Source organism: Pseudoflavonifractor sp. BSD2780061688st1 E11, assembly GCF_005844125.1.
In the GTDB taxonomy this organism is placed as follows: domain Bacteria; phylum Bacillota; class Clostridia; order Lachnospirales; family Lachnospiraceae; genus Sellimonas; species Sellimonas catena.
In genome coordinates this window covers 148,364-165,345 of the sequence record NZ_SPHM01000003.1, presented here as the reverse complement: position 1 = coordinate 165,345, position 16,982 = coordinate 148,364, and the positions used below count along the sequence as shown (strand labels likewise).

The 16,982-nt window shown below is 45.0% G+C and carries 13 protein-coding genes; 11 read left to right on the top strand and 2 right to left on the bottom strand.

What is annotated here, in order from left to right:
• The first annotated feature begins 229 nt into the window (after window positions 1-229).
• The 7 genes from FGQ85_RS02590 to FGQ85_RS02570 all read left to right on the top strand — a co-directional run bounded on the left by FGQ85_RS02590 (window position 230) and on the right by FGQ85_RS02570 (window position 6,294).
• Window positions 230-1,258 carry a hypothetical protein gene (locus FGQ85_RS02590; RefSeq protein ID WP_138372579.1) on the top strand — a complete coding sequence of 343 codons (1,029 nt, stop codon included), beginning with the start codon at window positions 230-232 and terminating at the stop codon, window positions 1,256-1,258.
• Window positions 1,248-1,529, top strand: a complete 282-nt coding sequence (locus tag FGQ85_RS02585) for a CD3324 family protein (RefSeq protein WP_087167141.1) — start codon at window positions 1,248-1,250, stop codon at window positions 1,527-1,529. The genes FGQ85_RS02590 and FGQ85_RS02585 overlap by 11 nt, the downstream gene beginning before the upstream one ends.
• A gap of 239 nt (window positions 1,530-1,768) precedes the next feature.
• A complete protein-coding gene (locus FGQ85_RS18985) occupies window positions 1,769-1,903 on the top strand; it encodes a hypothetical protein (protein WP_279233645.1) in 135 nt (44 codons plus the stop codon).
• Between the two features lie 45 nt (window positions 1,904-1,948).
• Complete coding sequence (ppk1, locus tag FGQ85_RS02580) at window positions 1,949-3,982, top strand: polyphosphate kinase 1 (protein WP_138372578.1); 2,034 nt, start codon at window positions 1,949-1,951, stop codon at window positions 3,980-3,982.
• A complete protein-coding gene (locus tag FGQ85_RS18980) occupies window positions 3,966-4,091 on the top strand; it encodes a hypothetical protein (RefSeq protein WP_255396462.1) in 126 nt (41 codons plus the stop codon). Before ppk1 ends, FGQ85_RS18980 begins: the two co-directional genes overlap by 17 nt.
• Before the next feature lie 20 nt (window positions 4,092-4,111).
• The gene (glsA, locus tag FGQ85_RS02575) at window positions 4,112-5,032 is read left to right on the top strand and encodes a glutaminase A (protein ID WP_087167144.1); all 921 of its coding nucleotides are present in this window, start codon (window positions 4,112-4,114) and stop codon (window positions 5,030-5,032) included.
• A gap of 173 nt (window positions 5,033-5,205) precedes the next feature.
• A complete protein-coding gene (locus FGQ85_RS02570; protein WP_138372577.1) occupies window positions 5,206-6,294 on the top strand; it encodes a hypothetical protein in 1,089 nt (362 codons plus the stop codon).
• Between the two features lie 51 nt (window positions 6,295-6,345).
• Here the strand turns inward: FGQ85_RS02570 and glgD are convergent, their stop codons facing one another.
• The gene (gene glgD, locus FGQ85_RS02565; RefSeq protein ID WP_138372576.1) at window positions 6,346-7,461 is read right to left on the bottom strand and encodes a glucose-1-phosphate adenylyltransferase subunit GlgD; all 1,116 of its coding nucleotides are present in this window, start codon (window positions 7,459-7,461) and stop codon (window positions 6,346-6,348) included.
• 1 nt (window position 7,462) lies between these two features.
• Entirely contained in the window at window positions 7,463-8,602 is a 1,140-nt protein-coding gene (locus FGQ85_RS02560) for a glucose-1-phosphate adenylyltransferase (RefSeq protein ID WP_087255339.1), read from the bottom strand.
• Between the two features lie 243 nt (window positions 8,603-8,845).
• On the opposite strand from FGQ85_RS02560, the gene FGQ85_RS18680 reads away from it, so the two are divergent.
• The 4 genes from FGQ85_RS18680 (at window position 8,846) to FGQ85_RS02540 (ending at window position 16,976) form a co-directional block, all read left to right on the top strand.
• On the top strand, window positions 8,846-12,499 hold the full coding sequence (locus FGQ85_RS18680; protein WP_243128467.1) for a hypothetical protein: 3,654 nt from the start codon (window positions 8,846-8,848) through the stop codon (window positions 12,497-12,499).
• A gap of 156 nt (window positions 12,500-12,655) precedes the next feature.
• The gene (locus FGQ85_RS02550; RefSeq protein WP_138372575.1) at window positions 12,656-13,270 is read left to right on the top strand and encodes a DedA family protein; all 615 of its coding nucleotides are present in this window, start codon (window positions 12,656-12,658) and stop codon (window positions 13,268-13,270) included.
• Window positions 13,271-13,398: 128 nt separating this feature from the next.
• Window positions 13,399-15,123 carry an ABC transporter ATP-binding protein gene (locus FGQ85_RS02545; RefSeq protein WP_347563036.1) on the top strand — a complete coding sequence of 575 codons (1,725 nt, stop codon included), beginning with the start codon at window positions 13,399-13,401 and terminating at the stop codon, window positions 15,121-15,123.
• A complete protein-coding gene (locus tag FGQ85_RS02540) occupies window positions 15,123-16,976 on the top strand; it encodes an ABC transporter ATP-binding protein (protein WP_138372573.1) in 1,854 nt (617 codons plus the stop codon). Before FGQ85_RS02545 ends, FGQ85_RS02540 begins: the two co-directional genes overlap by 1 nt.
• The last annotated feature ends 6 nt before the right edge of the window (window positions 16,977-16,982 follow it).

Below are 16,982 nucleotides of genomic sequence, written 5' to 3'. Positions count from 1 at the left end.
GTTTTTTTTGATTATACATCAGAACAGCTGTGATTACCAGAATATTTAGTTAAATATCATCAAGTCAGCACACTAGTAAAGTATAGTAAAGATATAATCAAGTTTCAGCATCAATTGCTATTCAGAGGAAAGAATTTCTACATTTATTTCTTATGTATCATTTGAATAATAGCATCTTGTATAATTACATTAACGGTTAACCGGAAAATAAGCAGGAGGTAAGAGGAATATGGAAAACAGAGAATTTGTGACACAATGGGTAATTGATGCGGTAAAGAATGAATATCCGGAAGATATAGCACTGGTTGTTTCTCATACGACACTAAGAATAGATGATCAGGTAAAGGCAGTCAGCTATTTTGTCCCGATTACAGAAAGAGGATATCGTTTTGGGCGTACCTTTATTCTGGAAGGGGTAGGGTTTGATATCTGGGGAATTGACTGGGCGAGATTGGAAAAATTTGCTGAGTTGGAAGAATATAATATAACTTGTCTTGCAGATGGAGAAATTCTGTATGCCAGAACAGAAGAAGATGCTGAACGTTTTAGACAATTAAAAAGACGTCAGGCAGAAAATCTTTCAAATCCGGAGAAAATGAGGCAGTGTGCTTTGAGTTCTTATGAAAAAGCAAAGAATATTTTTGCGGAAATGATGTTTGCTGCGATAAGCGATGCGAAAATGTGCGCAGGTTATGTATTGGATTATCTGGCTCAGGCGATAGCTTTTTCTAATCATCAATATTTTAGAAAATCTCAGACCGATCAGATCGAAGAACTTACCGATATGAAAAAAGTCCCAAAGAGATTTCTTGAGTTATATCGTAATGTAATTGATGAGTCTGATGTGGAAGTTCAAAGAAAGTTGTGCCATGAGGCAGTGTGCGTTGTACGGGAGTTTCTGGAAAAGGAAAGTACTGTCGATAAAGATAGTTTAAATTACAATACGGACTTTCAGATGCTGGCTGACTGGTATGCGGAATTATCCTATACATGGCTGCGTATTCGATATTATTCCAGAAGGAATGATCCGGTTAAGACCTATATGTGGGGAATTTTGCTTCAGCAAGAGTTGAACATTGTATGTGATGATTTTGGAATAAAGAGAATGGGGCTTATGGAACATTATAATGTGAATCGATTAAATGAATTTGCTGACTATGCAGATCATCTGGAAGAGAAAATGCGAACTATTATTACAGAAGGGGGAGGAAAAATACACGAGTATAAGAGCATGGAGGAATTTCTTCATGAGATATAGAAATGCTCGGGATATTATTCCGGATCATTTACTTGAAGAACTGCAAAAATATGTGTCGGGAGAAACAGTGTATATTCCCCGTTCGCAGGAAAAGAAAAGATGGGGAGCGGTATCAGGGGCCCGTACCTATTATCAGGAACGGAATGAAAGAATCCGGGATAAATTTCATAATGGAGATAGTATAGATTCGCTTGCGGATGAATTTAAATTATCTACCGATTCCATCAGAAAAATCGTATACAAAAGATGTGATGATCATTCCGGGGTATAAAGGGGAAAAGAGACATTAAATCAGTGGATTATAAAACAGACGTAGGAGATACAGTAGTATGGCCACGTCTGTTTTTTTACATTGATTTTACGTTGGATTTACGCAAGAGAAGCACAGTTTTACATGAATTTAATGTAGATTTGACACGGATTACAGGGGCAATATGTTATTCTTTTTTTGTTGTAAAGTTTATATACTCAAACAGAAACTATAAATTGATTTTTCAGGAAAAGGGGTATATGATGAAAAGAGAAAAGCGCAGTAGAAAACAGATAAAAAACGATATGGTGGTTCGTTATTATTGCATGGAGACAAAAGTGGATGGGAATGCGAAGAAGGTATTTCACAGCGTTCCATACAGGAACTGCCGATAAGGAAAAGTGTACTGCAGAAAAGGAATGAAGGAGCGTATAGAATATATGGGAAGCGAATATATGAATCGAGAGCTTTCGTGGCTGAAATTTAATGAAAGGGTACTGGAAGAGGCGGAGGATAAGTCCGTACCGCTCTGTGAGCGTTTCACTTTCGTATCGATTTATCAGACGAATCTGGACGAGTTTTTTATGGTCCGGGTTGGTTCCCTGTACGACCAGACGCTGCTGCCTCAGGATATCAGGGACAATAAGACACAGATGTCTTCACAGGAGCAGATTGACGCGATACTTGAAGAGGTCAGAAAGCTGAATAAAAGGAAAGAAAAGGTATATCAGAAGCTGATTGAAAAAGTTGCAAAGGAAGGCGTTCGTCTGTACCGCATGGATCAGATTGAAGATGAGAAGAAGATGGAAAGATTCTTCCAGTCGGAGATTCTTCCGCTGATTTCCCCGACCGTGGTCGGCAGGAGACAGCCGTTCCCGTTTTTGAAAAATAATGAAATTTATGCGGTTGTTTCTCTGACGACAAAGAGCAGCAAGAAGGTCCGTCTTGGAATTGTACCGTGTGCAAGCAATATTTTCCAGAGGATGATTGAGATTCCGGGAGAAAAGGGATCTTATGTTCTTGGTGAAGATCTGATTCTTCACTTTGTATCCAAGGTATTTCCGGGATACAAGATTCAGGGTAAAGCGCTGATCCGTGTGACGAGAAATGCCGATATTGATGCGGATGCACTTTATGATGAGGATCTGGACTACCGGGAATTTATGGCGGATCTGATGAAGCAGAGAAGAAAGCTTGCTCCGATCCGGCTTGAGATGTCCGGAGATCTGGATATCGGAAGCATGCTGATGCTGGATAATTATCTGGGACTGGAGGAGAAGTATGTGTTCCATTCCGAAGTCCCGCTGGATTTCTCTTTTGTATTCCAGATTCAGGATATGCTGAGAAAAAATGAAAGTCTGTTTTACGAAAAACGTACTCCGCAGAAGTCGCTGATGTTTCAGGATGGAAGAAGCATTATTGAGCAGATTAAAGAGGGAGATAAGCTCCTTTCTTATCCATATGAGTCAATCAGGCCGTTTTTGCGTCTCCTGACCGAGGCTGCGGAGGATGAGAACGTGGTTTCCATCAAGATGACACTGTACCGTCTTGCAAAGCAGAGTAAGGTGATTGAGGCGCTCATTGAGGCTGCGGAGAATGGAAAGGAAGTCGTCGTGCTTGTGGAACTCCGCGCCCGCTTTGATGAGGAAAATAATATCGAGTGGTCCCGCCGTCTGGAGAATGCTGGATGCCAGGTTATTTACGGCCTGGACGGCTATAAGGTACATTCCAAGCTTTGCCTGATCACAAGAAAGACAGATAAGCAGTTTGAGTGCATTACACAGATCGGAACCGGAAACTATAATGAAAAGACGTCCAGACTGTATACAGACCTTTCCCTGATGACGGCAAATACCGATATCGGTATTGAGGCGGCAAAGGTATTCCGCGCCCTTGCAAAAGGGGAAGTGGTGGAAGACATGCAGCATCTGCTTGTGGCGCCGCACTGTCTGCAGAACCGGGTACTGGATATGATGGACGAGGAGATCGAACACGCAAAGAAGGGGGAACCGGCATACATCGGCATCAAGATGAACTCCCTGACAGACAAGAAGATCATCGACAAGCTGATTGAGGCTTCCTGCGCGGGCGTGAAGATCGAGATGATTATCCGTGGAATCTGCTGTCTGGTGGCAGGAGTGAAAGGAAAGACCGAGAACATTCGTATTATCAGCATTGTAGGACGTTTCCTGGAACATTCCCGGATTTATATGTTCGGTACGAAGGAACGGAGAAAATATTACATAGCATCTGCGGACTTTATGACAAGAAATACAGTCAAACGTGTGGAAGTCGCATCTCCGGTTTATGATCCGGCCATTCAGGAAAAGCTGGAATACATTTTTGACACGATGAATCGTGACAATCAGAAAGCGCGTGAGATGCATGAGGACGGTATGTACTATAGAGTGCATAATGACGAAGAGCCTTTGAATTCTCAGGAACGTCTGTACGAAGATGCATACAATAGATAGCAGTGTATGGAAGCTGTACGGACAGAGTCCGGAAAAGCCGGTGAAGCGTTTCTTTCTTCTTGACATGGACGGAAAAATTATGGATAATTTTATCGAAATGACAGGATGAGAAAGGAAGGGAGAGGCGTGATGCTGACAGAAGAGCTTCTGAAGGATGCCCTGCAATATGGGAAAGCATTTACCAAACTGGGCATGACAGCGCAGTATATTCCGCAGCTGCGGGATGTGAATAAATATTATCTTGGGGTCTGTACAATGGATCTGGACGGCAATGTGCTGGAAGCGGGAGATACGAGAATTCCGTTTACGATCCAGAGTATTTCCAAGCTGGTATCGCTGATTCTTGCGATCCGGGACTGTGGAGCGGATCATCTTTTCCATGAGAAGGTTGGTGTGGAGCCGACCGGAGACCCGTTCAATTCCATTGTAAAGCTGGAGACAAAGACCCGCCCGTTTAATCCGTTTATTAATGCGGGAGCCATTACTGTGGCAAGCTGTATCAAGGGAAAGGATGCAGATGAGAAATTTGAGCGTTTTCTGGAGTTTACGAGGAAACTCTGCAACAACGAGGAAATCAGCCTGAATCAGGCCGTTTACGAATCTGAGAGGGAGACTGGAGACCGGAACCGGGCTCTGGCGTATTATCTGAAGGCATCCGGGATTCTGGAAGGTGATGTGGAGGAGTGTCTGGACTTTTATTTCCGGATGTGCTCGGTCAATGTGACCGCTCACGATATTGCGTACATGAGTCTGGTGCTTGCCAATCATGGTGTGGATCCGCTGGATCAGGAAGAGCTGATCGAGCCGCAGTATGCGAAGGCGATCCGCGCGCTGATGCTGACATGCGGGATGTATGACGGATCCGGTGAGTTTGCCATGACAGTCGGATTTCCGGCAAAGAGTGGTGTCGGTGGAGGAATTGCAGTTCCTCTTGTAGACCGGATGGGAATCGGCGTATTCGGCCCTGCCCTGGATGAAAAGGGAAACAGTGCCGGGGGCATTAAGATCCTGGAATACTTGTCCAACAAGATGGGGATCTCGCTGTTTTAGACAATCGAAGAAGTGAAAGAAAGAATGAGAGCGTGATGTGTGAAAAGCATGACGCTCTTTTTGTGTAAAACGCACAAAGATTCGCAAAACATGTAATAAGTAATAGAAAAAATGAAAATATGATATAATTAAAACAATAGAAAGACTATTTTCTTTTGAAGGGAGGGAAAAGTATGAGGAGCAAAAGGAAATGGAGACTGATCTGGGCTCTCATGTTAATGATGGCAGTTCTTCTGGCTGGATGTCAGTCTGAGGATAAGACGACGAAAGAGAAAGAGCCGGATCCAAAGAAGACCGAAGTAAAGGAAGAGGAAGTCAGCGCGGAAGCAAAAGCAGTGATTGAGGCCATGATGACAGGCCCAAATGCAGATCTTCTGTTCATGCCGTCCGCAGTGGGAGAAGGAGTAGACACTACACAGGCGCAGGAGAATGCGGGAGAAACAGCAGGAGAGAATGCCTCCGTCATGGAGAACTGGGAAGATAAGATCGGAGACTATTTTACAGAAAACGGCATGCAGGATTTTCTTACTTCAGGCCCGGCTATGAAATTCCTTCTGATGGCAGAAGAAGAGGGAACGGAGCTTCAAGTAAAGGAGATAACGCTGGAAGACAGAAGTGAATATACAGAGACTGTCCATGTCCGGTATATGCAAGGCGGCAGAGAGGAAGAAGCGGGATTTACATTTACCCGCGATTCAGACGGGAAAATCACTCAGGTGACGGAAGATGAAAAGTTGGCGGCAACGCAGATGCGGATTTATGAACCAAGAGAAATCAGCCGGGAAGACTTTCTTTCTGCCTATGCAAAGCAGGAGAGTGTTCCTGTGGAAGAAGCACCGGCTGAGGTAGAAAACCAGCGTAAGTTTTTACTGGCATACTACGGAATAAAGGCAGAAGACTGTAATATTGTATACGAAGAACGGACGAAAGATAAGAATGTCGGGGACGACCTGATTCTGACAGCTACGATTTACACAGAAATGCTGGTGGATAAAGAGAGCGGAGAGTATGTATCGTATGGTGTGCCGGCATCCACAGAAACACAGCTTCGAGGTGATATTGAAATATTAAGAGGAGAAGATAATTTGACATCATCGGCATGGATGATACAAAATGGGGCAGTTGAAGTTAATGTCAATGATACTGTATATTTCCAGACAGATGCAGCAAGAGAATTTACGAAGAAGGATATAGAAAAGACAGCAGAGAACAGTTATCGGTACACCATTAACGATACAATTGTATTCACCTATCCTTTATAATTAAGAAATAAAAAACGGGGATGCATGAAGCATCCCCGAAAATTTTTGTAATTAGATGGTATCACCACGTTTGATATAACCAGGGTTCTCAGGTGTTCCAATCAGATTGGAAACGTGGCGGATACTGGAATTTTTGTCTACGACATAATTTTCTACCGTAATATCCTTACCGATGGATGCGCCAGGAAGGATCACGCTGTTTCTTACAACGGCGCCTTTCTTCACTACGCAGCCACGTCCGATTACGGAATTCTCAACGGTTCCTTCGATCAGACAGCCGTTTGAAACAACAGAATTTTTCACAGAAGCTGTCTCGAAGTACTGTGTCGGGCAGGAATCGTTTGTTCTTGTATAAATCGGCCAGTTCTTTTCAAAGAGATTCTGTGCCGCTTTGAAATCGATCAGATTGATATTTGCATTGTAGTAACTCTTGAAGTCTGTAATAGAAGCAAAAAATCCATGATGGGAAACTCCGCGTACATCCAGTTCGCCGCACTCAAAATTAACGATCTGAGACAAGGTGTAAATGGAGGAGAGCCTTTTCGCTTTTGCAATCAGTTCAAGGAAAAGCTCTTTCTTCATAACATAGGTATCCATGAAGATGTTGCGGTTTTTTGCGTTTCCGTTGTTCGGCTCGATAGAGAGCACACCTTTTTGTTTGTTCAGATTCAGAATATCGCATTTTAAAAACTCGTCTTTTGCGGTATCTACTGTGTGATAGAGCAATGTAATATCGGCTCCGGAATCAATGTGATTCTGAAGCAGAGTGTCGAAATTCTGGGAATAAACCATGTAGCTTGGCGCAAGGATCACATATGGATACGGAGCGTTTTCGATACATTCCAGATTTTCACGATATGCTGCGATATCTGTGTTGTAAACATCATTTTCACCGTTGTATTCAGAGAACAGTGTGAGAAGTTTTCCTCTCTTGGAGTTCAGGTTGTAGTGACGGCCTGTTCCAAGATGTTCTACCAGTGAACGAGGTTTTCTTCTGATATATACATGAATGTGGTCAATTCCGCTGTTTGTCATGTTTGAAATCGGAAAATCAATGACGCGGTATCTTCCAAGGAAGGAGAATGCTCCGATCGGACGGTATACAGTCATTCCGTCAACCCCGATATGATTTCCGGCAAAATTTACAATTCCAAATGCTCTGCTCATATTATTCAGCCCCCTTTACGTTTTTCGCCACTAATTCGATGTGTTCGCTGTCAGCACTTCCGACAACAGCATCTTTTCCGATTTTAACACCGTCTGCTACAAGAGAGCGGACAACAGTCGCACCTTCTGCGACTTCTGCATCCGGCATGAGAACACTGTCGATCACTTTGGCACCGGCACCGATACGTGCACCTGTAAACAGAACAGAGTTTTTAACTGTTCCGTCGATTATACAACCCTGTGTAATGAATGCACGCTGAATATCTGCATCAGGACCTACATAATGAGGGAGAGTGGTTGCGTCTTCGGTATAGATCTTCCAGGAAGAATCGTTCAGATCAAGTTCATTGTGAGCGTCAAGAAGATCCATATTTGCTTCCCAAAGAGAATCGATAGTTCCGACATCTTTCCAGTAGCCCTTGAATTTATAAGCGTACAGACGCTTCTCGTCAGCAAGAAGCTGAGGAATAATATCCTTTCCGAAATCGTGGTTGGAATCCGGATCTTTCGCATCGGCGATCAGCATTTTGCGTAGAAGCTTCCAGTTAAAGATATAGATTCCCATGGAAGCAAGCGTGCTCTTCGGATGCTCCGGTTTCTCTTCAAATTCGTAGATACGTCCGGTCTCGTCTGTATTCATGATACCGAAACGGCTGGCTTCTTTTAATGGAACTTCGATTACGGCGATGGTCGCGTCGGCATTGCATTCTTTGTGGTAAGCCAGCATCTTTGCATAGTTCATCTTGTAGATGTGGTCTCCGGAAAGGATCAGGAGATACTCCGGAGAAAAAGAGTCGATAAAATCGATGTTCTGTGAAATCGCATCAGCGGTTCCCCTGTAAACATCCAGGTTCGCATCAGCTTTTTCACGAGGCGGCAGTACATAAACACCGCTGTTTTTTGCATCAAGTCCCCAGCGACGACCTGCTGCAACGTAGCTGTTCAGAAGAATGGATTCGTACTGAGTTAAAACTCCTACAGTATCAATGCCGCTGTTTGCACAGTTGCTTAAAGGGAAATCGATGATACGGTATTTTCCACCGTATGAAACGGCAGGTTTTGCTACTTTTGTGGTAAGCTCATGCAGACGGGTACCTCTCCCACCAGCTAAAATCATTGCTAACATACTGTTTTGCTTCATTGTGAGTCCTCCCTTTTCTTTTGCTCTGCAACTATTATACAATTTTATTGGAATTCTTTCCATAATTTTGTGCAAATAAATGGAAAAAATATAAAAGAGTTATGAAAAAATACTGTCCAAAAGGCTGTCCACTCCGATTGTTTGTGCAGGTTTCCTTGTGGAAGGAAAATAGAGGAGATATAATGACTATGAATGGACTTCGAGAGTTTTACTGGAAAGCAGAAAATGAGGAGGCAGAAAACCGTGAGAAAAAGAAAATTATGGGCAAGGAGAGCGGGGGCTCTTCTGACGGCGGCAGCAATTACCGCATCGTTGTGCGTTCCAAATGTTCTGGCAGAAGAACCGCAGCAGACTGCACAGGAACAGACCACACAGAGCACAGAGACGCAGACGGCGGAAGTGCAGAGCACGGAGACACAGCCGGAAGCTGAGACAGGCACAGAGACAAAACCGGAAGCAGACCCGGTTGCGGAGACAAAACCGGAGGCCGAGCCAGGCACTAAGGCACAGCCGGAAGAAATGCAGAACACGGAGACGCAGACGGACAGTGAAAAAGCACAGCAGACAAAGGAAAGTGCGGAAGTACAGAAAGAAGAAGCTGAGGCAGAGCCGGAGACTGCGGAAAAAGAAACAGAAGCGGATGCGGCAAAAGCGGCAGCAGCTGCTGATGAGACAACAGAGACGACAGAGGAAGCAAGAGACGGACAGTACGACACGACAAAACCGGTGATTGAGAAAGTTGAGTTTCCGCAGCAGGGACAGACACTGACGACGAAAGATACGTTGAAGTTTTATGTATATGCGTATGATGCGGACAGCGAAATCGAAGAAGTAGAAATTCGTCTTGGAATGTCTTATAGTTGGTATTACATGACGGTTACCTATGATGAATCCAAAGGATGTTATGTAGGAGAATACCCATTGTCCGATGTTTATACGGATAAGATCACAATAGAAGAAATTACTGTAACAGATACAAGTAATAACTATGTAAAGGGAGAATTGAAGAAGGACGGAACAGGGGAATATCTTTACTGGGTCAACTTTGATAAAGAAGAAAATCTGGATTATACCGTTACGGACTTCCGGTTTGAACAGCAGGGAAAGACGTTGAAAAACGGGGATAGCCGGGAGATTTCTTTCAAAACGGATCCGGCCGCGGCGGAAGATTTCAGCGAAATTGATGTTTATTTCAGCAATGAAGAGACACAAATGGGAGATGCTGTCTATGCAACTTACGAAGGCAATGGTGTATGGACTGGAAATACAACTGCGTGGACATATGGAGACGGCGGAAAATGGATTTTGAGCCAGATTCAGGGAGTCAAGACCGGAGGAGTAGTTGATCTCCAGATGGATGGCAAGGAGAATTTCTGGTATGAGACAGAAGGAGATCAGGATGTTTCCGAAGATACACAGAGCCCTGAGATTACATCGATTGACATTGATGTAAATGGGAAAAATTTATCTGTAGGAGATACAGTGACTGTGACTGTCAAGGTAAGGGATAATGGAGAACTCAATAAAGATTACGGAGAAGCATACTTTCGGGCTGCAGCTGATATTGCAGAACCGTCAAGGACAGAGTTCTTCGAGTATGACGAAGAGCAGGATGCCTTTGTGACAACTTTTGAAATCTGGGACAGTATGTATCCATGTGAATGGTATCTGCAAAATCTGGAATTTCGGGATATGGCCGGAAATTCAACAAATATTTACAGCTCATTTCCGGAGTTCTCATCAGAGTACCCATATTACTTTAATGTGGTAAATGAAAATACATTTGTCAACGAAACGTATGATACTAAAATTGAGTTAAATGTACTGGATGAAGATGGCGAGTGGGTTGTCTACGATAACATCGAAGTACAGGATGTAGAGCGCCGGGCAACATATAAAGAAGCCGGAATCAATCTCCCGACAGAGATTACGGAGAAGTACCCGGGACTGACATTTACAGGCTGGGCGATGCCTTCCGGAAGACAGATTGATGAAAATACAATGGTCATGCCGGAGGTAGAATATACGTATTTATATGCAACCTATGACAAACTGCCGGTACATGCATATTTTAATTATATCAATACCGATCAGGAACTTGTGACACTGGAGGATATCATTCTGCTTGAACCAGGTGCTACATACGATGATCTTAGGGCTTACATTGAAAAGATTCCGGAGCCGGAAGATGGATATCAGGGAATCGATTTTCAGTCCTGGACATTGTATGGGGACATTGAAGGAAATATTGGTCCATCCGCAAATCACTCCATATATGCAGAATATGATAAAAATGCAATGAGGCTGGACTATTCCTATCTCAGCAGTGAAAACGAATGGAAGCATGCTTCTCAGTTTTTCTACTATGATGACGGCGCAACCTATCAGGATATGATAAATTATGCGGAAGATTATCGGCCGGAAGATATGTCTGAGGAAGTAGAGTTTGTTAAATGGAACATTGAGTTGTATGATGAAAACCCGGAAGATGAGATCAAAGATAACGGTTCAGGTGTTCCAAGTACGTCAGTATCTCCGGAATATAAGGATCAGTATGTTGTTCTGGTAAGAAATATTCATTATGGACCAGACGGACGTCAGCTGGCAGATTCAGAACCGATTGTTGTTGACAAGGGAACAAAGGTCGGAGAAGTTTATGATATCATAGATAAGATGGATAAAGAACATTATAAAGGCCTGAAGTTTAAAGAATGGCAGTATGAAAATGGCTGGAATAATGAAGATGAAGTCACATATAACGGAATGATGTTTATCAGGAGAGCAGAATATTCCAACAGCCTGGTTCGTTTCATGATCCATAGTGATGTGGATGAAATCACAGGCTTTGGACCATATATGACAGAACCAGAATGTGATTACATTTATTGCATCGTTGCAGAAGCTGGAGAGACTGTCACGTTGCCAACTGAGTTTGAAGGGTATGACGAGATTGAATGGAGTTACTGGCCGGAAGATGGAAAAGTAACGGTTGCAGCCAATGATGTGTATACATACTACGGCGAGGGTATCAGAAACACCACTGATCCAGAAGAACCAACAGATCCATCCGACCCGGAAAAACCAGTGGATCCGGAAGAGCCGACTGATCCGGAAAAACCAGTAGATCCGGAAGAGCCATCTAATCCGGAAGAGCCTTCCAAACCGGAGAAACCGTCGAATCCGGGTACAGAAATTCCGGCAGATACCGTGGATTCTGTTGTGCAGGAAATTGAAGGAACTTCCGCTGGTTCAACAGTACAGGTAGATATGAAAGACGCAACTGTTCTTTCCAAGGAAATTCTGGAAGCGGCAAAAGGCAAAAATGTGAATATTCAGCTCAACATGGGATCCTACACATGGACCATCAACGGAAAAGACATTAAAGCTTCTGATCTGAAAGACATTGACATGAAGGTAACCATGAATACCAACGCAATTCCAAGCAGTGTCGTAAAGAAACTTGCAGGGGACAATCCGACCATGCAGCTTTCGCTGGCGCATGAGGGAGACTTCGGATTCCAGGCAAAACTGACACTCAATGTAGGAAGCCAGTATGCAGGAAAATTCGGAAATCTTTATTACTATGACAGTGATGGAAAACTGGTATACATCAACAGTGGAAAAGTAGCAGAAAGCGGAAATGTATCTCTGACATTCAGTCATGCATCCGACTATGTGGTTGTGCTGGCTGATCAGCAGTACATCGGCAATGGTGACGGACAGACCGGAGCATCCAATACCTCCGGAAATGAAGGAACCACTCAGAAACAGTCAGGAGCAGACGTTGTCAAAACAGGAGACAGCGCTCCGACTGTAACACTTCTGATTGTGATGGGAGCAGCTGTTGTAGTTATTGCAGGTGCGGTGATCGTGAAAAAAAGAGGATCTGCAAAATAATATAGGGTAAATTGAAAAAACCGCCGCAAGGAGAAGGACCCCCAATCCTGCGGCGGTCTTTTACGGTTTGAAATAACAAATCGAGCAGGACAACGCATAAAATAAAAGAAAAACCGATAAAGTGTCATATAGCCATGTGAACAGGGAGAAAGAAAAATGGAATTACACTTGCTTGAGCTTTTGTCGGAATACGGATATTTCGGAATGTTCCTGCTGATTATGATCGAAAATATTTTTCCACCGATTCCGTCCGAAGCAGTGCTGTCGTTTGGCGGATTTCTGACGGAACATACAGAACTGAATCTACAGGGGATGCTCATCGCAGCGACGGCAGGATCACTGACAGGGGCGGTGATTCTGTACTGGGCAGGGAGAATTATACCACTGAACCGGCTGGATCATGTTCTGTCAAACAGATGGATCAGGAAAGCAGGCTTCAAAGAAGGAGACATCAAAAAGACACTAAAATGGTTTGACAGGCATGAAAACAAAGCAGTCCTCCTTGGAAGATGCGTACCTGTCATACGAAGCCTCATCTCCATACCGGCAGGCATGACCAGAATGCCCTTTGCTCAATTTCTGTGCTACACAGCCATCGGAAGCGGAATCTGGAATCTGCTTCTTCTCGGTCTCGGGAAAAAGGCCGGAAGCTCCTGGTACAAAATCACACAGATCTTTGATCAATATCAGGCAGCTATCATCACACTGATTGCGGCTGCAGCCATCTACTTTATTGCATCCAAATTAAGCACAACAAAGAAAAAAGACTGATTTTTTTCATTGGGGACAGGTTCCGGTGCATCGGAACACGTCCCCAATGTTACGTTCCCGATATTGACATTGGTGAATGATGAGCATACAATAGTTGTATATACAAGTATTTGGAGGTGTGGGATGTGCTGAGGAGAATTTTTTCTTATATGGGGAAGTATAAGAAGTATGCTCTGCTGGCGATTTTGTGCGTGACGGCGGAATCGTTGTTTGAACTCATTGTGCCGCTGATTATGGCGGACCTGATTGATGTCGGTGTGGTGAACGGGGACAGGCATTATATTTATATGAAGGGGGGTCAGATGGTTATCTGCGCGTTGCTTGCATTGTTTCTGGGGATCGGAAGTTCGCGGTTTTCGGCTCTTGCCGGCCAGGGGCTTGGAGCGGAGCTGAGGAAAGCGGAATATGAGAGTCTTCAGGGATTTTCGTTTGCGAATATTGATCATTTCAGGGTGTCGTCGATCGTGACGAGGCTGACAAGTGATGTGACCAATATCCAGAATTCGGTATCTACGGGACTTCGGCCTTTCTGCCGTGGGCCTGTAATGCTTGTAGCTGCAACGGCGGTCGCATTTTCCATCAATGGGAAGCTTGCACTTGTGTTTCTTGTAGCGCTTCCGATTCTGGCGGTGCTTCTGTTTTCTATTGTGAGTCATGTTCAGCCGTTGTATACGAAGATGCAGACGGCTATTGATCTGGTAAACCGGATTATTCAGGAGAACCTGACGGCGATTCGGGTGGTGAAAGCGTACGTCAAAGGGGAATACGAGACGGAGAAGTTTGATGAGGTAAACAGGAATCTGAAAACCCAGTCGGAAAAAGCGTTCCGTCTGGCGGCGCTGAATATGCCGGCCATGCAGATTGTGATGTACGGCACGATTCTGAGCCTCATCTGGTTTGGTGGCAGGATGATTCAGGTCGGCGGAATGCAGGTCGGGGAGCTGACAGGTTTTCTAAGCTATGTTATGCAGATTTTGAATTCTCTGATGATGATTTCCAATGTGTTTCTGATGATGACCCGTTCCATGGCATCGGGAAGCCGTATTCTGGAGATCATTGATGAAAAAGTGGATATTACCGACCGGGAAGCGGAAGACCACGAGGTAGAGCGCGGCGAGGTTGAGTTTGACCATGTTTACTTTCAATATAGAAAGGACGCACCGGAATATATTCTGTCGGATGTGTCTTTGAAAATCCCGGCAGGCAGTACGTTTGGAATTATCGGTCAGACCGGTTCAGCGAAATCAACGCTGATTCAGCTGATTCCTCGTCTTTATGATGCGACAAAAGGGGAGGTCCGGATCGATGGAATTCCGGTGAAAAAATACAAGGTGGAGCATCTGCGTGACGCAATTGCCGTGGTGCTTCAGAAGAATACGCTTTTTTCCGGCACCTTGATAGAAAACCTGCGGTGGGGCAAGGAAGATGCCACGATGGAAGAGATTGAACAGGCCTGCCGTATTGCCTGTGCGGATGAGTTTATCGACCGGCTTGCAGACGGTTATGAGACGGAAATGGGGCAGGGCGGTGTCAATGTGTCAGGCGGACAGAAGCAGCGGCTTTGTATCGCACGGGCGATTCTGAAGCGGCCGAAAGTACTGATACTGGATGATTCAACGAGTGCTGTGGACACGGCAACCGAGGCGAAAATCCGGACGATGTTAAAAGAGGAACTTCCGGAGATGACGAAGATCATCATCGCCCAGAGGATTTCCTCTGTGCGTCATGCAGACCAGATCCTGATTCTGGATGACGGGAAGGTGTCGGATATCGGTACCCACGAAGAACTTCTGGAAAGAAATGAAATCTATCAGGAAATTTATGAATCTCAAAAGGAAGGAGCGGAGCTTTAATGGCAAGATATCTGGGATATAAAAGACCAAAAGATCTGAAGCGGACAATGGGGCATCTGATGCACTATCTTGGCGGACACAAGTGGATGTTCCTTCTGGTGGCGGTGCTTGTGCTGATCAGTACCGGAGCCAATATTCTGGGGACGTATCTGCTGAAACCGGTTATCAATGAATTTATTCTTCCGGGGGATGTGAAAGGACTTCTGGCGGCGGTAGCGGGTATGGCCGTCCTTTACCTGTGCGGTGTGACGGCAACATTTGGCTACAACCAGCTGATGGTCATCACGGCACAGAAGGTCATCAAGGAAATCCGGCAGGATCTTTTTGCCCACGTGCAGAAGCTTCCACTGAAATATTATGATGCCCATACTCACGGAGAGCTGATGAGCCGGTTCACCAATGACGTAGACACAGTGCAGGAGGCGATGAACAGCAGCTTCGCCATGCTGATTCAGAGTTTCCTTATGCTGGCGGGAACGATTACCATGATGCTGGTATTAAGTGTACGGCTGACGCTGATTGTCGTGGTTTTTCTGCTTTTGATGGCTGCCTTTATCAAGTTTAACGGCAGCAGAAGCCGGAAATACTTTACAAGGCAGCAGGAGGAGATCGGAAAGATCAATGGATTTGTAGAAGAGATGGCGGCGGGCCAGAAAGTGGAGAAAGTGTTCAACCACGAGAAGGCTGATTTCAAGAAGTTCTGTGAGATGAATGAAAATCTCCGGAGGGAATCGACGAATGCCCTGACTTTTGCCGGAATGATGGTGCCGACAATTGTAAGCCTTTCCTTCGTGAATTATGCGGTTTCGGCCTGTGTGGGCGGGCTCTTTGCCCTGTCCGGACTATTGGATATCGGCAGCCTTTCTTCCTATCTCGTCTATGTGCGCCAGAGCGCCATGCCGATGAACCAGTTTACACAGCAGGTGAATTTCCTGCTGGCGGCCCTTTCCGGTGCGGAGCGGATTTTCCAGATGATGGAGGAAGAACCGGAGATTGATGAAGGAACCATCACCCTCTGCAATGTAAGAAGAGAAGGGGATGTTCTGGTGGAATGTGAAGAGAAGACGGGAGAATACGCATGGCGGGAAGAGAAGGAAGATCAGGTGGTGCTCACACCGCTGAAAGGCGATGTGCGTTTTGACAATGTCGTATTTTCCTATGTGCCGAATAAACGGATTCTGAATGGAATTTCGCTCTATGCAAAACCGGGACAGAAGATTGCCTTTGTGGGATCGACCGGAGCGGGAAAGACGACGATTGTCAATCTGATCAACCGGTTTTATGAGATCGAGAGCGGAATGATCACGTATGACGGGATTGACATCCGCAAGATCCGGAAAGATGACCTGCGAAGATCTCTTGCAATGGTCATTCAGGATACCCACCTGTTTACTGGAACGATCGCAGACAATATCAGGTATGGAGATCAGGAAATCACGGATGAGGAAGTCCGGGACGCGGCAAGGATCGCCAATGCGGATTCTTTTATCCGGAAGCTCCCGAAAGGATATGACACGATGCTTTACGGGGACGGCAGCAACCTTTCCCAGGGCCAGAGGCAGCTCCTTTCCATTGCGCGTGCAGCGGCCGTCAAGCCGCCGGTTCTTGTACTGGATGAGGCAACCAGTTCCATCGATACGAGAACCGAGCGTCTGATTGAAAAGGGAATGGATGCCATCATGGAAGGGCGGACCGTGTTCGTCATCGCCCACCGCCTTTCTACGGTACGCAATTCCAAGGCGATTATGGTACTGGAAAAAGGAGAGATCATTGAGCGGGGAAATCACGAGGAACTTCTGGAACAGAAAGGCCGTTATTATCAGCTTTATACAGGACAGTTTGAACTGGAGTAGATGGAA